This is a genomic window from Gardnerella sp. DNF00550 (assembly GCF_049262685.1).
Classification (GTDB): domain Bacteria; phylum Actinomycetota; class Actinomycetes; order Actinomycetales; family Bifidobacteriaceae; genus Bifidobacterium; species Bifidobacterium leopoldii.
In genome coordinates this window covers 832172-853042 of the sequence record NZ_CP058397.1, presented here as the reverse complement: position 1 = coordinate 853042, position 20871 = coordinate 832172, and the positions used below count along the sequence as shown (strand labels likewise).

The window sequence follows — 20871 nt, the reverse complement described above, 5'->3', positions numbered from 1 at the left end:
GCGAACTGGATCTTTTAACTATTGGCATGGTTTTAGACATGTGGACGGAGAAAGCAAACGATAGTGTGAAATACGATAAGCTCGCAAGCCAAGCAGAGTTTGATAAGTTCTAATTTAAAGACTTGAGTATTTTTGGTATGATAATGATAAATATAGTAATAAGCACAAAAAATGGGAAAATATATTTACATTAATATCAGATTGATGTAAAATGAAAAGATTTACGAAAGGAGTATGAATATGATTTATTCAAATGAAAGAAAACTATATTTAAGTGGTTGGCTAAAGAATAATGACAATACATCATATGAGACCCCTTTAAAGTTGCAAAAATTTTTGCTGTTTTATGAAGCCTTTACGAAAGTATCTGGAGAAACACCTGATTTTAGTCATTTAAGAGGGTATAAAAAAGGTCCGGTATTTAGTAATGTTTGGGGAGATTATACTAAGGAAAGAGCAAGCTTTAATGTGGCGGCTCAGAATGCGTATGATAAAAATGTTGAAGCTATTAATGTTAAAAGGGCTGAAAAATGCGCTTTTATAGTTGGTACTATGACGGAAAAGGAATTATCTGATCTTACACATCAGATGAATCTTTGGAAATCAAAAGAAAATCGCATTGTGTCTGGTGAGTATCAAGTAGATTTAGATGAATCGGACTTCAATTATAATGATAAAAAACTGATCGATGCATTAGATGCAATGTATTCAACAAATATGGTAGAAAACTCAAAAATTATAAATTTAGATAAAAAATACTTTGTATTTTCAAAATCTGATTCGGAATTACTTACGGAGAAACATTTCGATATGATGCTTACTCTTGCGGAAAATGAAGAACTCCATAATCCAGTATTCGTCGATATTGACGAAGAAGGGAGGCTTCTGATTGATTAACGAAAAAGATGTTGTGAGGATGAAAGTGCCTTATCCGTCTATATCGGATGGGATGGCTGTGGCTTCACATATGTATATTTGTAATAAACATTCGGGTACAGTGTATGAGTATATTAAATGTCAAACACTAAAACCTTATATGCTTATTAGAAACCCAATGGTTCATTATCATGATGAGCAGCCAGATATATCTAGGAATCCATTTACGCGACCAACTAGAATAGATTGTGATAAGTTATTTCTGACAACTACAGTACATTATGATGATCGATTAAAAACATTAAATCGTCCAGATGTATGTGAGGATTTATTTAGATCTGTACGAGTAGAATTATTGAAAGACGGCTATACGAACATAAATATAAATGAAATAGAACTAAAGAACTTGAATAGATTGATTTACTGATAAATTAATCATGGAAGATTATTTCTAGCACTTACTAAATAGTAGGTGCTTTTTTCATGCCTATTTTTAGGAAGGAGGTGATGTTATGGCAAGCAGGATTAAAGGTATTACTGTTGAAATTGGTGGGGATACTACAGGCTTAGATAAGTCTTTACAACAGGTGAATTCGACTATTCGCTCAACCGAGCAGTCGCTTCGTGATGTTAATAGGCTTTTGAAACTTGATCCGACAAGCACGCAGCTTTTAAGCCAAAAGCAGGCTTTTTTGCAGAAAGAAATCCAAGAAACGTCTAATAAGCTTAACGTTTTGAAACAGGCGGATAAGCAGGCTAAAGTACAGTTGGAAAACGGTGAGCTTGGTAAAGACAAGTATGATGCGTTGCAGCGTGAGATTGTTGAGACAGAAAATAATCTTGATAGTTTAAAAGAAAAATTAAAACAGGTAGGTAGTGTTAGTTTAACCAAGCTTAGTAGCCAGTTTGATAGTACGAGTAAAAAGATAAAGAAACTAGGAGATGGTATGTCATCTCTTGGTCAAAGTTTAAGCACGAAAGTTACGCTGCCGATTGCTGCTATTGGTACTGCTGGTTTTACTGCTGCAGCAGACTTACAGGATGCTATGGGTGCGACAGAGCAGATTTACGGTAAGTCTGCTGACAGAATGCTTAGATGGTCAGGAAGTTTGAAATCCTATTATGGTATTGCTCAAGGTCAAGCTTTAGAGTATGCGAATACTATGGGCGCGATGTTGAAAAATATTGGTGGGAAAAGTGATGCTGAAGCAGCTGAGATGAGTCAGAAGCTGGTTGCTCTTGCAGGCGACTTGTCTGCTATGTTTGGTGGCACGACCGAGTCTGCTGTTCTTGCTTTAACGGGCGCGCTTAAAGGTAATAATGCGATGCTTGACAATTATGGTATGGGTGTTAACGAGGCGACTATTAAAGCTAAAGCTCTTGCTATGGGTTTGCATGATGGTAGAGGCGCGATGAGCTTGCAAGCGAAACAGGCTGCTACTTTGGCTCTTATTATGGAGCAGACTGCTGACGCTCAAGGGCAGGCTGGGCGTGAAGCTGCGGGCGCTTCGGGTTCTATGAAGATTCTAAAAACAGAGTTGCAGAATATTGCTGCGACTATTGGTAATGTTTTACTTCCTGTCATAACACCATTAATGCAGAAAATTTCAGCATGGCTTTCTAAATTTAAACAGCTTTCTCCAGAAAGCCAAAAACTTATAGTGACACTTGGGCTGATTGCTGCGGCAGTTGGCCCTTTTTTAGTGGTTCTTGGAACGTGTATTTCTAAAATAGGTGTTGCTATACAAGGGTTTTCTAAACTAGCTTTGTTTATAGGTAAAATGTTCGCAAGTTTTACTTCCGGCTCTAGTATTCTTGAAGGGTTAGGCGCTGTTTTAGGTGGAGTATCCGCGCCAATACTCGCGGTTGTTGCGGTTATTGGTGTTCTGGTAGCAGCTTTTGTAACCTTATGGAACACTAACGAAGAGTTTAGAAACAGTGTTATTGCTGTTTGGGAGAAAATTAAGGAAACTTTCACCGGTTTTGTTAATGGTGTTAAAGAAAAACTGTCAAGCCTTGGTATTGATTTTACGAGTATTGTTGAAGGGCTTAAAACAGTGTGGAATGGTTTGTGTGCTATTCTAGCTCCACTGTTTGAAGGCGCTTTAAATTTAAGTTTTACTAGTTTCAAAACCGTTCTTGATTTAATCACAGGCGTTTTAGACGTTTTTATAGGATTGTTTACCGGTAACTGGTCTCAGCTTTGGAATGGTGTAAAAGAAATTTTTACTGCTGTTTGGAACGCGGTTAAAAACACGTTCATAACAGTATTGAACACGTTAAAAAACGTTTTTAACGTGTTTTTGTCTTTCTTTGGCACTAGTTGGAACAAACTGTGGTCGAGTGTGAAAAACTTTTTCATGAACGTTTGGAATAGTATCGTATCGTTTTTCACTAACGTTTTAAACGGTATTAAAAACACTGCAACAAGTGTTTGGAATGGTATTAAAAACGCGATCATGAGCGTGGTAAACGGTATTAAAACAAGCATTTCAACAGTGTTTAATTCAGTAGCAAACATGGTTAAGTCTGTGTTTAACGGTATTAAAAACACGGTTGTGTCAATTTGGAATGGTATTAAAAACGCGATCATCACTCCGATAGAAGCGGCGAAAAACAAGGTTAAAGCAGTAATCGACGCTATAACAGGGTTTTTCTCTGGCATAAAACTTAGTCTTCCTCATATTAAACTGCCTCATTTTAGTATTAAAGGACAATTCTCTCTTACGCCACCGTCTGTACCGTATCTTGCTATCGACTGGTATAAGAAAGCAATGAACAAGCCGATGCTGTTAAACGGGGCGACTATTTTCGGTGAGAAAAACGGGCGTATGCTTGGCGGCGGTGAAAAAGGTCCGGAAGTGATTATGGGGCTTGATACTTTGCAGAATATGAGCGCGGGAGCGAACACGCAAATGCTTAATGTTATGAACCAGATTCTAGCGATTATGGACGCGTATTTCCCACAGTTTTCCAACCAGAGTATTGTGCTCGACACTGGCGAACTAGTGGGTGGTATCGCGCACAGGATGGACAGTGAGCTTTTTAAGCTTCAAACAAGAAAAACAAGGGGGTGGTAGAAGTGTATGGGATGCTAATAAACGGGTTGCATAGTTTTAACGATCTAGGGCTGGTTGCTACAAGCCGTCCACTCGTTCAACTTCCAGAACCTAAATTAGAGTATTTGCAAATACCAGGCAGGCAGAAAGTATTGATATTAGTGAAAGTCTTGCCGGTGAAGTGTTATACGAGATGCGTGAAGGCTGTTTTGAATTCATTGTTGCAAACAAAAACAAGTGGAGTGAAACATGCCATAGGGTTAAAACGTTAATCCACGGAAAGAGTGTGAAACTGTCTCTTGATGATGAACCATTGTTCTACTATCAGGGTCGAGTGTGGGTTAGTGGTTTTAAATCGGATAAAAACTATTCAACTCTCACACTCAACTATAAGCTGCAACCATATAAGTATAGTGTAGATGATTCGGATGGTGTTCACACAATATGGGGTGTGCAAGTAGATGATAAGCGGGAAATAACACTCGTTCACGATTTTGACATGACGCTGATTCCAGAATTTAACAACCTGTCATCTAACAGTATGCTACTGGATTCTAATGGTAAAAAGTATGAGATTAAAACAGGTTTTAACCGTTTCCCACAGCTTCGTTCAAAAATAAGCATGCGCTTAACATTCGTTGGAAACGGGATGGTAAATATTTCCTATAAAAGGGGGTGGTTGTGAGTGTACAGGATCATGCTTGATGATAATACGATTTACTATCCGAATGATGATAAAGCGGTACTTGATGATATTACGTTAAATTTGGAGCTTAATACTGCGGGAACGTTAACGTTTACTTGCCCTAGTCAAAACCCTTGCTATGAGCTTATTAAAAACCGGAAATCAATAGTAAGCGTGTGGCGTGACGATGAGGAGATTTTCTTCGGCGAGGTTAGAGAGCAAGTAAAAGACTTGTATGGTAGTAAGAAAGTAACTTGCGTAGGGTTGTTAACTTATTTAGCGGATAGTATTCAACCTCAGAAAGAATATCATGATCAGAGTTCCTACCAGCTTTTAGAAAAACTTTTACAAGCTCATAACAGTCAGGTAGATGATTATAAGAAAATAAGGATTGGTTTCGTCACAGTATCTGATTCGAATGATTCACTCTACAGGTTTACTAATTTTGAAACAACGCTTGAAGCGATTATGGGAAAAATGGTTGAAAAGCTTGGCGGATATGTGCGTCTTAGAAAAGAAGACGGGAAACTTTACTTAGATTACCTGCGTTTGGAGGAAATGGGTAAAGCTACAAGCCAGCATATTAGTTTCGGCTTGAACCTGCTTGAATACGCGGAAAACCTTTCAGCAGAGGATGTTACTACAGCGGTTATTCCTCTCGGCAAAGAGTTGGAAAACGAGAATGGTGAAAACGAGGTTCTTAAAAAGCATGTTGATATTACTTCAATAAACAATGGGAAAAACTATATAGTATCTCGTGAAGCGCAAAAAACATTCGGCTGGGTTTGTAAAGTTGTTAATTTCAATAATGTGACAGTTCCAACTAATCTTATGCGCAAAGCTACTAAATGGTTACAGGATAACCAGTTTGAGCATGTAGAAATAAGCCTTAGCGCGGTTGACTTATCCGAGTTAGGTTTATATTATGCGACGATTGAGTGTGGGGATAGGGTTCGTTGTCTCGCTCCACAATTTGGCATGGACCGAGTGTTTCCTGTAGTAAAACAGACTATACCGATTCAAAAACCAGGCGAAGTTAGAATCGTGCTTGCGAGCAGGATTTCTAAAGGGTATGTGCAAAACGTGTCGCATGCTGTTCAAACGTTAAAAGAAGAAGCGGTTGAAGCTAGAAAAATTGATAACGAGCGTGTTAAAGCTGCGATAGATAATATTAAAGCGCAAATGGGTAATTCTCAAAGCGGCTATAAGATAAGCGAATACGATAGTAAAGGCATGTGGGTTCGTGACCTTTACATGGATACGCCTGATAAAAACACTGCTACGAAAGTGTTACAGGTTAACATGAATGGTATTGCTGGAAGCCATAACGGTTTTTCAGGGCCTTACAGTACTGCGATGACTCTTGACGGCATGGTGTATGGTGACAGGATTATCGGACATTCGATTGACGCGGAAAAACTTTCAGTCTCTTACACTTCCCAGGTAGAAAAGCAGATTAGTAAAGCAAAAAACGAGGCTATAAAAGACACTGGTAGGCGGCTTGAAAACTATTACACGATAAGTGAAATCAACACGAAACTGAATGTTACAGACGGTAAGATTGAGGCTGGTGTTGAAAGCGTTAACCATAGTCTTAAACAGAAAAACGGTAACTATTACGGCTCGTATACTCCAAGCCAGTTTAACGCTCCTATGAGCTTGTGGCTGAATGATAGTGAAAAAATGCAGCATGTTGGTGATTTTTTCTACGACACGTCAACCGGCTACGCTTACAGGCTTATTGTTAAGCAGGAAAGTTTAGCCGTAAAATTTAATGAGAAGTCGCATACGGAATCAGCTTTTGACGATTTTGTAGACATTTTTTACAAGTATGAGGATAAAATTTACGCTATACCTGGTTTAACTGGTGAAAAAATTTCTGGCGCAACAGTGTTTGTTCCATCAAGTGAGTTTTGGCTACATTTTAGAACTAACTGGTCTCCGTTTGACAATTATGGTTTTAAGATTGATAGCATTAAAAAAGAGTATTCAGGAGAAATTTCAGGATACGTGTCTAAACTGCCTGAAGATATTAACATTATTGAGGTTAAAGATGAAAATTATCCTGAGTCTGAACACCCGTATAAAGCTGGGACAAGCAAACTATGGCATTACGTTTCAGCTGACAGTATAAGTAGTTTTAGAACGTTCGCTTGGCTGAGAGTCAAAGATAAAGACATTGAGGCTGCTAAATCCACGGCTGATAAGGCTATTTCTAAACTAACCATAGTAGAAGATTCCATATCTTCAATGGTTAAAAAAGGTGATTTTGGTAGTTTCATGCAGCAAAACTATAACAGTTTCCTTCTCGGGTTTAACCATTCGAGTAAATACGTGCAAATAACACCCGGGCAGATAGAACTTTACGATGGTGAAGTTGATGAGGATCATAAAAGAGCTGTTTTTGATAAAAACGGAAACAACTTCTACCGTAACGGCGTGTATATTGGCTATGTTGGAACCGGCGAGTGGGAAGAAGATAATTCTCACAAGGGTCTAGTTTTTCATCTTACTAACGACGGAAAGTATATGGCTTTCGCGCAGCGTAAATCAGCTGATGAAGAAACATACGCTACTATGCTGTGTTTTTCACGTTCACAAAGCATTTATAAAGAGTATGGTATTCACGCTGGATGCAACTTTTACATGCACGGTAACAAGATTATAGATCCTGTTTGGCAAGACGGTGCAGGAGTAGACGCGGATATTAACTATGTGCAGATTATTGAAATGAACCAGGATGGGAAAGCTTCAAAATGGGGTTCTAACGCTCACATGGTGTTTAAAAACGGGATACTCATGAAAGTTAAATACTATTAAAAAACGCGGAAGTGAACGCGGAAGTGAAGCGCGGAAGTGAACTTGAAAGAAGAATAAAGGGAGAATTTGTTATGGAAAAACTAATTATTCACACAAACAAAATAGTGGCTAATAAAGGCACGCGCTTAAAAGACGTGACAGAAAGTATTACAACACCTGTAGTTGATAATACGAAAATTTTATGCGAAATCAGCCACAAGCTGGATATTATTCTAAAAAAGATTGGAGGAGAGTAGTGGTAAAACCGACAATTAGCTACGCGGTAGCTGTGCAAAAATATAAGGCTGAGTTAAACGAAAAAATAGTCGAGTTGAATAAGCAAATACCAATACCTACTTACATGATAGAAGGCATTGTTGCAAGCGTATTATCTGATATGCGTTCTGCGGTGATCGCGGAAAACTCGATGGAATATGAAGCGTATGTGAAACAGTTAGAAGACTATTTTAACTCTAGAGAACGCGAACTTAACGACGAGATTTTGAAAATAAAAGCCGAAAAAGCCGAAAAAGACGAAAAAGATGAAGCGGCTGGGAAAGGTGAAGATGCTGAAGAATGTGTTAAGTAGTAGTCATGTGTTGAAAAATAATATCAGTTGAAATGCTGAAATGTTGAAATGTTAGGGCAGGTGTGGTTTAAACCATGCCTGTCCTTTTTTTATTACTTTCTACTTTTTGTTTTTTGTTTTTATAAGAGTACTGGCAAATGTTAGGAAAACTTGTAAGGAGAATTATGAGAGGATTTTGGAATAGTGCTCAACTGGCTTTCACACTAATAGGCGGCTGGCTGGGATACTTTTTAGGCGGGTGCGACGGGCTTATCCTCGCACTCGTTTTATTTGTGGTTGCAGATTATATTACAGGCGTGATGTGTGCTGTTACGGATAAGAAACTGTCTAGCAGCATTGGTTTTAAGGGCATTTTTAGAAAGGTGCTCATTTTTATGCTTGTTGGCATAGCAAACATTATAGATTTTCATGTTTTGAAGCAAGGAAGCGTGATGAGAACCGCAGTAATTTTCTTCTACCTATCTAACGAAGGATTATCTTTAACCGAAAACGCGGCTCACCTGGGGCTTCCCGTGCCTGAGAAATTAAAAAACGTTTTAGAACAATTACACGACAAGAACAGGAAGGACAATACTCATGAGTAAAAAAGGAATAGACGTATCAGAATGGCAGGGTGACATTGATTTCAACGCGGTGAAAGCATCCGGTGTTGAGTTTGTGATCATTCGAGCAGGATACGGTATCGGATGCAAAGACAAGTGGTTTGAACAGAACTATCGTAAAGCAAAAACATGCGATCTTGATGTTGGAGCCTACTGGTATTCGTACGCAAACTCTGGTTTTGAGGCGGCTGAGGAGGCTCAAAGCTGTGTGAACATGCTTTCAGGTAAGAGTTTTGAGTATCCTGTTTACTTTGATTTGGAAGAGAAAAGCCAGCTTAACCGTGGGCGAGCTTTCTGCGATTCGCTGATTACCAGTTTTTGCAATAAGCTGGAAGCTTGCGGGTATTATGCAGGTTTTTACACTTCGCTTTCAACTGCTAATAATCTTGTGTCCGCTCATGTTAGAAACCGTTACGCTTTGTGGATTGCACAGTGGAACACGCACTGCAATTATCAGGGTTCGTATGGTCTTTGGCAATACTCGTCAAGTGGCAGTGTGCCTGGAGTAGCCGGCAGAGTTGACATGGATTATGCTTACATGGATTATCCGAGCATTATTAAAAACGCTGGATTAAACGGATGTAAAAACGGCGGCTCTGACCAAGCTGCGCGCACGTCAAGTATTGATGAGGTGGCGCGAGAAGTTATTAACGGCGCTTGGGGTAACGGAAATGAGCGTAAACAGCGTTTAACTTCTGCCGGATACGATTATGCGAGTGTGCAAAATAAGGTTAATGAGCTGCTTGGTGTTAAAGCCTGTAGAAAGTCAGTTGATGAGCTTGCCCGTGAAGTAATCCGAGGTGCGTGGGGTAACGGTAGCATGCGTAAACAGCGTTTAACTCAAGCCGGATACGATTATGATACGGTACAAAAACGAGTAAACGAACTCTTGTAAAACAGTTTGAAACATGTAAAGCCCGAGGCTTGTTCCTACATTGGAGCAATCCTCGGGCTTTTTTTTTATTTTTTAAGGTTAAATTATCAAGTCAAGAGGTTAAAAAACACTGTTTTTTCTTTGCCTGTGATGTAAGGAGGCACAGGCAAATGAATATGGAAGAAAAACAGCAAGTCAAATTACTAAGAGATGAAGGTCTTAGCTATACGCAGATTGCAAACCGTATGGATGTTTCCGTTAATACGATTAAAAGCTACTGCAAACGTAATAGTCTAGGCGTAATCCAGTCTATGAAAATACAGACGGCATTATGTGAATCTTGTTCAAAACCAATCAAGCAAAACAAAGGAAGAAAAGTTAAACGTTTCTGCTCTGACGCGTGTAGAAGCGCATGGTGGAGTAAGCATACACAGTTGGTAAAAAGACAGGCAAACTATGAGTGTGCTTGTCTTAACTGCAAAAATTCTTTTATCTCTTACGGTAATAAAACCAGAAAATACTGCTGCCACGCCTGCTATATAGAACATCGTTTTGAAGGTGGACGTCATGCAAATCAGTAAGGATGTTCACGGGCTAAAGGATGTTAAAGCGAGGGCTTGGACAAAAGAGAGTATGCAGGCGGATTTTCGTTTTGAAATAGCCGAAAAACTTACCGTTTCACTCTTTAAAAAAGGGCTTATCAGCGAGCAAGAAAAAGAAAAAATAAGCCGTCTTAACAGGGAAAAATTTCACCCGTTTTACAAGGAATTATTGGGTTAAAAGCTTGATAAACACTGCTTTTAGAGTGATGAATAGTATTAGCTGAAAGTTAGGGGAAATAGTGAAAGAAATAATAAAAATAGACTCTACAATACGAAAAACCGGTTTTGAGAAAAAGACGCGGGTTGCAGCGTATGCGAGAGTTTCTAGTGATAGTGATGAGCAGCTTCTCAGTCTAGAAGTGCAAAAGGAGCATTACGAAAACTATATTAAGTCTAATCCCTGCTGGGAGTATGCGGGACTTTACTTTGACGAGGGTATTAGCGGCACGAAAATCGATAAGCGTGAAAGTCTTAAACAACTGCTTAAAGACTGTCAGAGCGGTCAAATAGACAGGATTATTACAAAGTCTATTAGTAGGCTTGCAAGAAACACGGTTGACTGTCTTGAAATAGTTAGAAAACTTACCGGTCTCGGTATTTATTTGTATTTTGAGAAAGAAAACATTGATACCGAGCATATGAGTTCGGAGCTTATGCTTTCTATCCTGAGTTCTATTGCGCAAAGCGAGTCAAGATCCATCTCGGAAAACAACATGTGGTCAATCCAAAAAAGGTTCGAAAACGGAAGCTTCGTCATTCCCTGCCCTGCGTATGGGTATAAAAACGAGAATAAGAAAATGATTATAGTTCCAGAGCAAGCCAAGGTAGTAAAAGAAATTTTCAACATGGCTCTTTCCGGCATGGGCGGAAAAGCAATAGCACGAGTATTGACCGATAAAAAGATTCCAACTAAAAAGGGCGGAAACTGGACTTCAACTACTGTGAACGCTGTTCTGACTAATAAAACATACACAGGGGATGTAATTTTTCAAAAGACATTTACGGATGATAGTTTTAACCGCCATAAAAACTGTGGCGAGAAAAAACAGTATGTTATTGAAAACCATCACGAGGCTATCATCAGTCATGAAACTTTTAATAATGTGCATGAGCTTAGACAGAAGAGAAAATTAAAACTAAATATTACCAGCGGTAGTAATAAATACCTTGCTAGATATACATTTTCAGAAAAACTTTACTGCGGTAATTGCCATAGTAGGTTAAAGAAACACGACCGGCATAAAAAAGATGGAGCCTATGTTGTTTGGTGTTGTACCAAGCACATACGTGAAATTAAATGCTGCCCTATGAAAGCTGTAAAAGAGGAGTATGTTAAATTAGCTTTTCTTCAAATGCTTAACAAGCTCAAAGCAACATCTGCTCAAATATTAACGCCTTTCATAAAAAGCTTAAGAAACGTGAATAATAAAGACGGTTTGAACAAAGTTATCGAACTCGAAGAAAAAATAGCTAAATTGCAAGAACAAGAGCAAGTACTTAGTAAGCTTTTAGCCGGTGGCTACATTGAGATGGATTCCTACTATCTGGAAAGCAATCAGCTTAAAACGGAAATGGATACTTGTCTTAAGGAAAAACTTCAGCTTTCCAACAGTTTAAACGGTAACTTAACGCACTTAAACGAGGCACAAAAACTTCAACGGTTCGTAATCGTCACAGAAGTATTTAGCGAGTTTAAGGACGAGGATTTTCTGGATTTTGTAGACGATGTCGTAGTTAAAAGCAGAACAGAATTTATTTTTCATTTGAAATGCGGATTGGAATTAGAAGAAGAGGTGAAAGAAACATGGCACACATCCCATATGGTTACCGAATAGTAGACGGTAAAGCGGTTATAGACGAAAAAGAAGCTCAAAAAGTGAGAGAACTTTTCCGTAAATTCTTAGAATTTGGAACGATTTCTGAAACGGCTCGAGCGGTGAACATTAATAAAACACACTCTGTAATTAGCAATATTTTGAAAAATAAAACGTACTTAGGAACATCGCTTTATCCAAGTCTTTTAGATGAAGAAACTTTTAATAAAGTTCAACAGTTAAGAGCCAACAATTTTAGAAAAAAACCTCGTACAACAGAGCTAAAACCTTTAATAACAACAAATGTTACGTACGAAATAGGCGTTATAGAAAAGAAATACGATGATCCTTATCGGCAAGCAGCATACGCGTACAGTCAAATCAAGGAGGTGTAAAATGAATGCCAACGTTACAATTATTCCACCAAGAAAAATAGCGGGGAATACGGTAGATAAGCATAAAGATAAGCCGAAGTTAAGAGTAGTAGCGTATTGTCGTGTCAGTACTGACAGTGAAGAACAGGCAACAAGTTATGACACGCAAGTTCAGCATTATACGGATTATATTTCAAGAAATCCTCTCTGGGAGTTTGCTGGCATTTACGCTGATGACGGTATTTCAGGAACCAGCACGAAAAAACGTGTCGGTTTCAACGACATGATCCACGATTGCATGAGTGGCAAAGTAGACATGGTTATCACTAAGTCGATTAGCCGTTTTGCGAGAAACACTATCGACTGTTTAAAATTTGTTAGACAGTTGAAAGACAAAAACATTCCGATCATTTTTGAAAAAGAAAACATCAACACCATGGAAGCAAGCGGAGAACTATTGCTTACTATCATGGCTTCTTTAGCTCAACAGGAATCCGCGTCGCTTTCTCAGAATGTGAAGCTTGGACTTAAGTTCCGCTACCAGGAAGGCAAAGTGCAAATCAACCATAACTGGTTTTTAGGATACACAAAAGACGATGAAGGGAATCTTGTAATTCTTGAACAGGAAGCAAAAGTCGTAAGAAGAATTTATAGAGAATATTTAGAAGGAGCAAGTCTTAGAGACATAGCGGAGGGCCTTGAAAAAGACGGCATTAAAAACGGTGCCGGGCATTTAAAATGGCACTTGTCTAATATTAAAACCATTTTGCAAAACGAAAAATATATTGGTGATGCTCTTTTACAAAAAACTATTACGACAGATTTTATTAACCATGTTCGTATAAAAAATGATGGAACAGAACCACAGTATTATGTAAAAGATAGCCACGCGTCTATTATTCCAAGAGATATTTTCTTTAAAGTTCAAGAAGAAATGGTAAGACGAGCCAACATGTTTAGTGGTGAGGAGAACAAAAAAAGGAGAGTTTATTCCAGTAAGTACGCTTTATCCAGCCTGTGTGTTTGTTCTAAATGTGGGGATGTTTACAGAAGAATTGCTTGGAACAACCGAGGAGTACGATCTGTTGTTTGGCGTTGTTGTACCAGATGGGAAAATGGTCCTAGTGCTTGCGATGCTCCGACAGTAAAAGAGGAAGAGCTGCAGTCTGCCATAGTGAAAGCCATAAACAAGGTGTTTAGTATATCGGATGAAGTATTAGACATGTTGAAGAATAATATTAGAGAAATTATCGCGGGCAATAACTTAAGCGAGATTGAAACGGTTGATAAAAGAATTGCAGATAAACAAGCGATACTATTAACCTTGCTTAAAGCTAAAAAAGACTACACGAAAACTGCCAACGAGATTGATGAGCTTAAAGTTAAGAAACAGCAGCTTCTTATAGAAAAAGCAGGTCAAGAAGATGCTAAAAGACGAATCAGAGAAATGGAAGATTTTCTGAAAAGTGAGAGTCGCGATATTAGTGAGTATGACGAGAAGCTGGTAAGAAAGTACATCAGGAAAATAAAAGTTTACGAGGACAGGTTCAGTATAACTTTTAAATCAGAGATTAGTGTGGATATTGAAAGGGCATCGTAAAAGCCAAAAGAATGTGAGCGTTTGAAATGTTACAAAAGTCAGCCTAGGGGTAATCCTCTCTAGGCTGTTTTTATGCTCAAGAATCAAGCTATCAAGCCAATCTTAAACTTTTTAATGATAGCTTTTTCTATCGTTAAAAAGTGCACCCACTATCCATAGTGTGCACTCAAAAAAGTGTAGCTATACTAGGAGTTCTCTCAATCCACGTCGAGACCGTCGTATTGATGTCAAAGGCTTAATAGGTGGGTGCATTTTGCCCTTGTGTAGCAGGGGTTTGCGAGGGCTATCGTTAAAAGGTTTAATGCGTGGCAGTTTTAAGCTGGGTTCTTGCGGTTTTTGAGTGCGATTTTGCTGTTTGAGGGAACATGTCAACGGTGTAGGGTCGAGTGCACAGGATGTTAACGTTAAAAAGTGCACACACTTTGCACCCACCCTGTGAAGTGGGAAAATTTATGCAGAAGGAAATGTACCGTAGCATATGTGTGAGAAAAAATATGCGAGTTTAGTGAACAGGTTTAATACGGTAGAGTCAAGGCTTAAGAAAGTCAAAGCCGGTATTGTTGAAAAGCAAGCGAGGCGCGATGAGGTTGAATATTTTATCGAGGACTTGAAAAAGCAGGACTTGTTAACAGCGTTCGATGAAAACGTCTGGCTGAGCATGGTTGACTATCTATGCGTGCATAAAGATGGAAAGGTTGAGTTTATCTTCCTTGATGGGAGCAAAACAGAATTAAAGCGTTAAGCTTATAGGAAATGTTAGAAGGCAAAATAAAAGCATATCAGCAAGCTGCTGACGTGCTTTTTTGCTGTTAAAAGAGTTACACGTTGAGTATAATAGGATAGATGTACATGAGATTCTTGAAATGAATTCAATTCTTCCTAACTTCTAAATCACGCTGTTTTAAAAATGTCAACCATTGCAGTATCACATCTAAAGCCAGTTTGGCATTTCCTAAATTGCAATGATTTCCCGCATTTTCTTTTTCAGTAAAAAGGCGAAATGTGAGAGAGTCCGCATTGGTAAGTGCGTTGATTTCTTTGCCGATCATTCGGTAATCAACGAGGTGGTCTTGGTTGGCACCAAGAATCAATACATCTTGGTCAATCATGGAGGCCACATCCATGATCTGATATTTACTCACTTTCTTCAGATAATCATAAATGCTGTCAGCTCCATAGGCGTACATTCCATGATTGACACCCCATTGAAATAATGGGTCATTCTTCCGTATCAATTTCATCATGCAAAGAATAGGGCTGAGAACGATGCGGAAATTATGTTTCAACATAAACCGAACGATACTGGCTACCTTTTTTGGTATTTGGTCGAGAACCACGTCAAGAAAGTCCGGAAAAACAGACCAAGATACAGCCCTTGTAATTCTCTTGTCAAATGCAGCAGCACGCAGGGCCAGCATAGCTCCCAAAGAAACACCAATAATAATGACGTCATTCAAGTGAAAGAAATCTAATATTGCTTTGACCGGACGTTCCCAAGCATATGTAAAGTGTTTCCCTTGAACACGAAGAACGTTGCCTTGTCCAGGACCTTCAAATAGATATACATCATACCCGTGTTCAGAAAGATATAACATCGGCAAAAACATTTCCTCAAAGCATGAATCGTTACCACCGTGTAAAAGAATGGTGCCCTTACATTGTTTTTGAGTTTTTGCAACCATGATTGGCAGCATAACATCTTCATATGGAACCTGAATTTTCTGGACACGTCCCTCATCGAAATAAGAATGGTAATACTCATAAAACAGTTCCGTGGCTTTTATATAGTATTCCTTGTTACTAGGATTTCCATCAAAAAATTCGCTCATCTGGTAATATGCAATTGCCTGAGGGATTCTGTTTTGAGAGAGTGCATGATCCCCAAGGTAAATCATTTCCTGCTTCCAGCTTGTGCTGTCTGTAATCCTTTTGGCAGCCTGCATCACATCGTTTAAATCCCCGCCATCCCAAAGAATGACGCGGTTAAGCTGAAAGTTAAAATTAGGATCAGGATTTAGGTGATACATACCTTGTTTAAATTCCAACTCCATGCAAAAGACCTCCTTAAAAATTTGCTATTTGTGGTTAATTAAACTTCCCACTCCTTGATAAAAGTTTCAAACGATTTCATACATCTATGCAAAACAGCTACCATTAAGAGCATCAAAATAGCGCCTACTACACAACTGATCCATAGTTGAGCTGTGGTAAAAGAAAGGAATTTATTTGAAACCCAAAGGATATAAAAGCAAAACGGAAGGAATGGAACTGCGGTAACCACTCCGGGTACATAGCCTTTAAATTGCAACGCCAACATACAATGCACAATCAGGTGAATGGTAAATCCAAAAAATAATCCCAGCCACAGAAAGTACCAATCAAAGATACAAGCATAGAGCGATAAAGCTGAAATAATGAAAAATTCAATCAATACACCAATGGAAAATGACGGGGTGCTTCCCAAATCGGCAAATGGAGTCTTCTTCATTTTTGTTGTTTGTATTTTTCTTTTATATTTCCGTTTCCATGCCTCCACAAAAATAATCTCCTCGAAGTCATGCAGCATAAAAATAACCGGGAACAGCCAAACAATCGTATTTATTGTATTCATAAAATTGAGCCTCCTTTATCTGTCTCACTTGTGTCACTTTCTCATTTATATTATATTCAAAAAGACATGATTGTTAATGGAAGCGTTTCAAGTGCTACAATCCCGAAAAAGTGTGACAGGAGGACCAAAATGAGTTTGGTAGAAAAGGAAAAGAATCCCATCGCTGAGCAATCCCGTCAATGGTTGATGCAGTCCTTGTTGGATCTAATGAGCCAAAAAGACTACGCTCGTATTACCGTAACAGAAATCGCCGAACATGCACTTTTATCAAGGAGAACTTTTTATCGGATTTTTGATTCGAAGGAACAGGTATTACAGCAATGCTTCTTAGAAAGATGTGAGGACTACATTACTTATTTTCAAAAAGACGAGCACTATACACTGGAGCAGATTGTGGAAGTATTTTTTACCTTTTGGGAGAAACAGATCGACTTTTTGCGTCTTTTGCAACGGAATCATCTGTTCTATTATCTGCTGGAAGAATTCAACCAGGTCTTACCTGTGATTCATGATACCGTTCGTGGAAATCAAAATTTGTACGAAAGCATCTTTGAAAAGAAAGCTGCACTGCTTGTCAGTGCTGGTGCACTTTGGAACCTTCTTTCCGAATGGATGCAAATGGAAAATCGCCCGTCTCCAAAAGAAATATCTAAAATGATGCTACAAATAATTGCATCTAATTCTTGAGTTTTTTAATAGTTAATCTGATACACTAACGTTAGTAATTGCGCGAAAAAGGCTGACAAAATCTTTATAAAAAATAGTTAAAACAGCAGGTCGAGGATTACAATCGACCTGTTTTTATGTTTAAGGCACTTAGATTTCAAGATATAATGAGTATTAGAAGATAAATTTGTAAGAGCTCATTTCAATAGGTGAAGGAGGTGCTTTTTATGTCCAATTCAAGCTCAAATTACACTAAGCAACTCATTGATGATTACTGTGTGCTGGATACCGAAACGACCGGCTTATCTGCGTATTACGATGAAATTATTGAAATTGGTATTTTAAGGGTCAGGAACAATGAAATTGTAGATCGTTATGACCAGTTGATTAAACCAAACTTTGACATAGACGATTTTATTACAGCATTAACAGGAATAACTAATGACATGCTGGAAGGTATGCCATCTATAGACAGTGTTAAAACGGATGTACTCTCGTTCATAGGTGATGACATTATCCTTGGTCATAACACCTCTTTTGATATGCGTTTTTTGAATGAAGGCTTTAAGGAACAATTGTCTAATCAGTATATGGATACGATGCAATTTGCTCGTAAACTGTATCCTGAGTTGAAGCATCACAGACTCTCCGATTTAACTGACTACTTAGGCTTACACAATAATGAACACCGTGCTTTATCAGACTGCACATCAACGAAAGAACTATATGATGCTGTAAAAGCTAGTATGGCTGAGAAGAATCTCGCTATTGAAGATTTATGGATCGCCGGCGAAAGCCACGGCGGCAAAGGAATAGATATCAAAGCCATTAAGCCTACTGAAGCGGTCATTGATGAAGATGGATTTTTCTATAATCGACATGTGGTTTTCACTGGTAAGCTTGAGAAAATGCTTCGCAAAGATGCGATGCAGATTGTAGTGAATCTCGGCGGTGTCTTAGATAATAGCGTGAATAAGCAGACGAACTATCTGATCCTTGGTGACAATGACTACAATGCAATTCTTAAAGGTGAAAAGTCATCAAAGCATAAAAAAGCAGAAAAGCTCAAGCTTGAGGGTCAAGATATAGAAATCATAGATGAGCGGACTTTCTATGATTTGCTAAATGTGTGAAGTTGGATGATTGAGAGGTGATTACGTGTCTAAAATAAATGTTGAAGGTTCAGAAATCAGCATTATTGCCATTGACAATAGAGATTATATTTCTTTAACGGATATGGTTAGAAATATTGATAACGGTTCTGCTTTGATTGAAAAGTGGCTTAGGAATAAGAATACGATAGAGTTTCTAGGTATTTGGGAAGAAATGTATAACACGAATTTTAATTCCACCGAATTCGAGGGAATTAAAAATGAAGCAGGACTTAACCGTTTTATATTATCTGTTAAGCAATGGGTGTGGAAAACCAATTCTGTCGGTATTGTTGCTAGAGCGGGAAGATATGGTGGAACTTATGCTCATAAAGATATAGCGTTTGAGTTTGCTTCTTGGGTATCGCCATACTTTAAATTATATTTAATCAAAGAATTTGAACGTCTAAAGGAAGAAGAACAGAAGAAGCTAGGATGGGATATTAAAAGAAATTTGGCAAAAATCAATTATAGAATTCACACAAATGCCATTAAGAACAAACTTGTACCAGATAAACTTTCAAAAGAAAAAATCAATTTTATTTATGCAAATGAAGCGGATATTCTTAATGTTTCTTTATTTGGAATAACAGCTAAAGAGTGGCGTGATGAAAATCCGGATTTAAAAGGCAATATTAGAGATTATGCAGATATATCTCAGCTTGTTTGCCTTTCTAATCTTGAGAATCTTAATGCTGTATTTATAAATGAAGGTATGAGTCAATCTGAAAGATTGGAGAAATTAAATGCAATAGCTATTGAACAAATGAGGATACTGTCTGAAAGTGAATCAATTAAAAAATTACAATAAGCTGCGTCGTATCATTGGGAAACAGTGGCGGTGTCTCAAGAAGAGTTTCGTATACCAGAAAACTATATTCAAATAGGAAGGCCTATGCGATAAATTCAGGTATTTTAGGAGAAAAGGAATATATGGATATTTGGGATACAATGTATGAAAAGGTGAAGACACAATTTCATCCGGAGGAAGTTTCTCCATTCGTTTACGCACATCATGTTGTATGTGCAATAGAAGCTGAAAACGGAGAAATTTTCACGGGTTTCTGCATTGAGAGCTGCAGTGGGGTTCTTAATTTGTGCGCAGAGCGCGTAGCCGCTCTTAATATGTATGTGAATAGCGGACAGACGAAGGTGAAGCGCTTCATCGCATTCCGCGACAAGGCACCTTATGGCGCGGGAAGCGGTATGCCTTGTGGGGCGTGTAGAGAGTTCTTTTATCAATTGAATGAAGAAAATGAAAAAATGGAGATTATGGAGGACTTTGAACAGCGGAAGACTGTCACATTGAAGGAGCTCATGCCAAATTGGTGGGGCAAAGATAGATATGCTGAAGCGAAAGCAAAATGACCCTCCCGCTTGTATAGACGCCCACACTGCCATTTCGGTTTCATATTTAGTCCCTATGGGTTTCCGATGATAGGAGCGACTGTGATAGCATTTATTGAATTAATAAATTATAAGATTAAGGCAGTGTAGGTAAATTTAAATTTCTGGAGGAGAAAATGGTGGATGAATTAAGAAAAGAAATTACAATTCAGCAGAAAAAAGGATTGCCATTTATCATGGCATCGGTGATTATATGGCTTCTGATAGTACTTGTGTCAATTTTAAATATCAATATGAATATGAAAAATTTATTGGTATTTTGCTGTTCATGCCCATTATTACCGCTGGCTTGGCTCATTGGTAAACTTATAAAGGTGGATATCTTTTCAAAACAAAATCCACTTGGACAATTAGGCTTCATTTTCACCTTAAATCAAATGATTTATTTATTAATCGTTATGTGGGTGTTTAGTGCGGTTCCGGAAAAGATGATTATGGTATACGCTATGGTGTTTGGAGCACATTTATTTCCCTATTCATGGTTGTATCAATCAAAGGGATATACGGTTGCTGCAATTTCCATTCCGATGATTTCCTTGATTTTAGGATGTGCATTAAACGGCACAACGGTTGCTGTTGTGGCATGTATCATTGAGATAGTATTTGCCTGTGTATTACATATGGAATTAAAGAAAATGGGAGATAACTACAACAAATCCCAGTTTGTAGAGCTTAGCAAGGATCAAGTTTCTATGAAATAGAAATCTAAATACGTTATGTGTAAATAATTAAGGCGGTAGTAATATCGTCTTTTTTGATGCCTAAAAAGGTTTCAGAATTCAAGGCTAAAGTTTCAGAGTTCAAAGCTAAGGTTTCATTGTATCCAACACGTGATGAAACTATATACGAAAACTGCCAACGAGATTGATGAGCTTAAAGTTAAGAAACAGCAGCTTCTTATAGAAAAAGCAGGTCAAGAAGATGCTAAAAGACGAATCAGAGAAATGGAAGATTTTCTGAAAAGTGAGAGTCGCGATATTAGTGAGTATGACGAGAAGCTGGTAAGAAAGTACATCAGGAAAATAAAAGTTTACGAGGACAGGTTCAGTATAACTTTTAAATCAGAGATTAGTGTGGATATTGAAAGGGCATCGTAAAAGCCAAAAGAATGTGAGCGTTTGAAATGTTACAAAAGTCAGCCTAGGGGTAATCCTCTCTAGGC

The 20871-nt window shown here is 38.2% G+C and carries 23 protein-coding genes; 21 read left to right on the top strand and 2 right to left on the bottom strand.

Annotation, left to right across the window (positions count from 1 at the left end; genetic code table 11):
• Positions 1-240 precede the first annotated feature (240 nt).
• From HXT29_RS03140 to HXT29_RS03075, 14 genes are all read left to right on the top strand, one after another.
• The gene (locus HXT29_RS03140) at positions 241-897 is read left to right on the top strand and encodes a hypothetical protein (RefSeq protein WP_032812428.1); all 657 of its coding nucleotides are present in this window, start codon (positions 241-243) and stop codon (positions 895-897) included.
• A gap of 491 nt (positions 898-1388) precedes the next feature.
• On the top strand, positions 1389-3956 hold the full coding sequence (locus HXT29_RS03135) for a hypothetical protein (RefSeq protein WP_422118253.1): 2568 nt from the start codon (positions 1389-1391) through the stop codon (positions 3954-3956).
• Positions 3957-4221: 265 nt separating this feature from the next.
• On the top strand, positions 4222-4620 hold the full coding sequence (locus HXT29_RS03130; RefSeq protein ID WP_422118252.1) for a hypothetical protein: 399 nt from the start codon (positions 4222-4224) through the stop codon (positions 4618-4620).
• Positions 4621-4632: 12 nt separating this feature from the next.
• Positions 4633-7440 (top strand): phage tail spike protein, encoded by a 2808-nt coding sequence (locus HXT29_RS03125; protein WP_422118460.1) that lies wholly within the window; start codon positions 4633-4635, stop codon positions 7438-7440.
• Between the two features lie 71 nt (positions 7441-7511).
• Positions 7512-7676, top strand: a complete 165-nt coding sequence (locus tag HXT29_RS03120; RefSeq protein ID WP_019260890.1) for a hypothetical protein — start codon at positions 7512-7514, stop codon at positions 7674-7676.
• On the top strand, positions 7676-8008 hold the full coding sequence (locus HXT29_RS03115; protein ID WP_422118251.1) for a toxin: 333 nt from the start codon (positions 7676-7678) through the stop codon (positions 8006-8008). The genes HXT29_RS03120 and HXT29_RS03115 overlap by 1 nt, the downstream gene beginning before the upstream one ends.
• A gap of 164 nt (positions 8009-8172) precedes the next feature.
• Entirely contained in the window at positions 8173-8592 is a 420-nt protein-coding gene (locus HXT29_RS03110; RefSeq protein ID WP_422118250.1) for a phage holin family protein, read from the top strand.
• A complete protein-coding gene (locus HXT29_RS03105) occupies positions 8585-9505 on the top strand; it encodes a GH25 family lysozyme (protein ID WP_422118249.1) in 921 nt (306 codons plus the stop codon). The genes HXT29_RS03110 and HXT29_RS03105 overlap by 8 nt, the downstream gene beginning before the upstream one ends.
• 149 nt (positions 9506-9654) lie before the next feature.
• Positions 9655-10065: an RNA polymerase subunit sigma-70 gene (locus tag HXT29_RS03100; RefSeq protein ID WP_421781511.1), complete on the top strand. Its 411-nt coding sequence runs from the start codon at positions 9655-9657 to the stop codon at positions 10063-10065.
• Positions 10052-10264, top strand: coding sequence for an SHOCT domain-containing protein (locus HXT29_RS03095; RefSeq protein ID WP_004114729.1), 213 nt, complete (start codon positions 10052-10054; stop codon positions 10262-10264). Before HXT29_RS03100 ends, HXT29_RS03095 begins: the two co-directional genes overlap by 14 nt.
• 61 nt (positions 10265-10325) lie before the next feature.
• Complete coding sequence (locus tag HXT29_RS03090; protein ID WP_422118248.1) at positions 10326-11921, top strand: recombinase family protein; 1596 nt, start codon at positions 10326-10328, stop codon at positions 11919-11921.
• Positions 11891-12295: a recombinase family protein gene (locus tag HXT29_RS03085; RefSeq protein ID WP_020757299.1), complete on the top strand. Its 405-nt coding sequence runs from the start codon at positions 11891-11893 to the stop codon at positions 12293-12295. The genes HXT29_RS03090 and HXT29_RS03085 overlap by 31 nt, the downstream gene beginning before the upstream one ends.
• A gap of 1 nt (position 12296) precedes the next feature.
• Positions 12297-13874 carry a recombinase family protein gene (locus tag HXT29_RS03080; RefSeq protein WP_422118247.1) on the top strand — a complete coding sequence of 526 codons (1578 nt, stop codon included), beginning with the start codon at positions 12297-12299 and terminating at the stop codon, positions 13872-13874.
• A 478-nt stretch (positions 13875-14352) separates the two neighbouring features.
• Complete coding sequence (locus HXT29_RS03075; protein ID WP_422118246.1) at positions 14353-14616, top strand: hypothetical protein; 264 nt, start codon at positions 14353-14355, stop codon at positions 14614-14616.
• A 127-nt stretch (positions 14617-14743) separates the two neighbouring features.
• Here the strand turns inward: HXT29_RS03075 and HXT29_RS03070 are convergent, their stop codons facing one another.
• Both HXT29_RS03070 and HXT29_RS03065 read right to left on the bottom strand, forming a co-directional pair.
• Positions 14744-15925 carry an alpha/beta hydrolase gene (locus HXT29_RS03070; protein WP_061102594.1) on the bottom strand — a complete coding sequence of 394 codons (1182 nt, stop codon included), beginning with the start codon at positions 15923-15925 and terminating at the stop codon, positions 14744-14746.
• Between the two features lie 38 nt (positions 15926-15963).
• Positions 15964-16485, bottom strand: a complete 522-nt coding sequence (locus HXT29_RS03065) for an HXXEE domain-containing protein (protein WP_422118245.1) — start codon at positions 16483-16485, stop codon at positions 15964-15966.
• A 129-nt stretch (positions 16486-16614) separates the two neighbouring features.
• On the opposite strand from HXT29_RS03065, the gene HXT29_RS03060 reads away from it, so the two are divergent.
• From HXT29_RS03060 to HXT29_RS03030, 7 genes are all read left to right on the top strand, one after another.
• Entirely contained in the window at positions 16615-17172 is a 558-nt protein-coding gene (locus HXT29_RS03060; protein ID WP_061102596.1) for a TetR/AcrR family transcriptional regulator, read from the top strand.
• Between the two features lie 206 nt (positions 17173-17378).
• Positions 17379-18284 carry an exonuclease domain-containing protein gene (locus HXT29_RS03055; RefSeq protein WP_422118244.1) on the top strand — a complete coding sequence of 302 codons (906 nt, stop codon included), beginning with the start codon at positions 17379-17381 and terminating at the stop codon, positions 18282-18284.
• Positions 18285-18309: 25 nt separating this feature from the next.
• Positions 18310-19113: a KilA-N domain-containing protein gene (locus HXT29_RS03050; RefSeq protein ID WP_004111730.1), complete on the top strand. Its 804-nt coding sequence runs from the start codon at positions 18310-18312 to the stop codon at positions 19111-19113.
• Positions 19114-19235: 122 nt separating this feature from the next.
• Positions 19236-19670 (top strand): cytidine deaminase family protein, encoded by a 435-nt coding sequence (locus HXT29_RS03045; protein WP_004111727.1) that lies wholly within the window; start codon positions 19236-19238, stop codon positions 19668-19670.
• 9 nt (positions 19671-19679) lie between these two features.
• Complete coding sequence (locus tag HXT29_RS03040; protein ID WP_219335409.1) at positions 19680-19799, top strand: CD1845 family protein; 120 nt, start codon at positions 19680-19682, stop codon at positions 19797-19799.
• Between the two features lie 26 nt (positions 19800-19825).
• Positions 19826-20410 carry a DUF7010 family protein gene (locus HXT29_RS03035; protein WP_004111725.1) on the top strand — a complete coding sequence of 195 codons (585 nt, stop codon included), beginning with the start codon at positions 19826-19828 and terminating at the stop codon, positions 20408-20410.
• A 132-nt stretch (positions 20411-20542) separates the two neighbouring features.
• Complete coding sequence (locus tag HXT29_RS03030; protein WP_422118459.1) at positions 20543-20806, top strand: integrase; 264 nt, start codon at positions 20543-20545, stop codon at positions 20804-20806.
• Positions 20807-20871: the final 65 nt, after the last annotated feature.

What these genes read in the sequence shown, in the direction of transcription:
- HXT29_RS03125 (WP_422118460.1), top strand. Translation starts at nt 4,633, where the DNA reads ATGCTTGATGATAATACGATTTACTATCCGAATGATGATAAAGCGGTA.
- HXT29_RS03030 (WP_422118459.1), top strand. Translation starts at nt 20,543, where the DNA reads ATGAAACTATATACGAAAACTGCCAACGAGATTGATGAGCTTAAAGTT.
- HXT29_RS03055 (WP_422118244.1), top strand. Translation starts at nt 17,379, where the DNA reads ATGTCCAATTCAAGCTCAAATTACACTAAGCAACTCATTGATGATTAC.
- HXT29_RS03110 (WP_422118250.1), top strand. Translation starts at nt 8,173, where the DNA reads ATGAGAGGATTTTGGAATAGTGCTCAACTGGCTTTCACACTAATAGGC.
- HXT29_RS03105 (WP_422118249.1), top strand. Translation starts at nt 8,585, where the DNA reads ATGAGTAAAAAAGGAATAGACGTATCAGAATGGCAGGGTGACATTGAT.
- HXT29_RS03135 (WP_422118253.1), top strand. Translation starts at nt 1,389, where the DNA reads ATGGCAAGCAGGATTAAAGGTATTACTGTTGAAATTGGTGGGGATACT.
- HXT29_RS03095 (WP_004114729.1), top strand. Translation starts at nt 10,052, where the DNA reads ATGCAAATCAGTAAGGATGTTCACGGGCTAAAGGATGTTAAAGCGAGG.
- HXT29_RS03035 (WP_004111725.1), top strand. Translation starts at nt 19,826, where the DNA reads ATGGTGGATGAATTAAGAAAAGAAATTACAATTCAGCAGAAAAAAGGA.
- HXT29_RS03070 (WP_061102594.1), bottom strand. Translation starts at nt 15,925, where the DNA reads ATGGAGTTGGAATTTAAACAAGGTATGTATCACCTAAATCCTGATCCT.
- HXT29_RS03100 (WP_421781511.1), top strand. Translation starts at nt 9,655, where the DNA reads ATGAATATGGAAGAAAAACAGCAAGTCAAATTACTAAGAGATGAAGGT.
- HXT29_RS03060 (WP_061102596.1), top strand. Translation starts at nt 16,615, where the DNA reads ATGAGTTTGGTAGAAAAGGAAAAGAATCCCATCGCTGAGCAATCCCGT.
- HXT29_RS03120 (WP_019260890.1), top strand. Translation starts at nt 7,512, where the DNA reads ATGGAAAAACTAATTATTCACACAAACAAAATAGTGGCTAATAAAGGC.
- HXT29_RS03085 (WP_020757299.1), top strand. Translation starts at nt 11,891, where the DNA reads ATGGCACACATCCCATATGGTTACCGAATAGTAGACGGTAAAGCGGTT.
- HXT29_RS03045 (WP_004111727.1), top strand. Translation starts at nt 19,236, where the DNA reads ATGGATATTTGGGATACAATGTATGAAAAGGTGAAGACACAATTTCAT.
- HXT29_RS03140 (WP_032812428.1), top strand. Translation starts at nt 241, where the DNA reads ATGATTTATTCAAATGAAAGAAAACTATATTTAAGTGGTTGGCTAAAG.
- HXT29_RS03075 (WP_422118246.1), top strand. Translation starts at nt 14,353, where the DNA reads ATGTGTGAGAAAAAATATGCGAGTTTAGTGAACAGGTTTAATACGGTA.
- HXT29_RS03080 (WP_422118247.1), top strand. Translation starts at nt 12,297, where the DNA reads ATGAATGCCAACGTTACAATTATTCCACCAAGAAAAATAGCGGGGAAT.
- HXT29_RS03065 (WP_422118245.1), bottom strand. Translation starts at nt 16,485, where the DNA reads ATGAATACAATAAATACGATTGTTTGGCTGTTCCCGGTTATTTTTATG.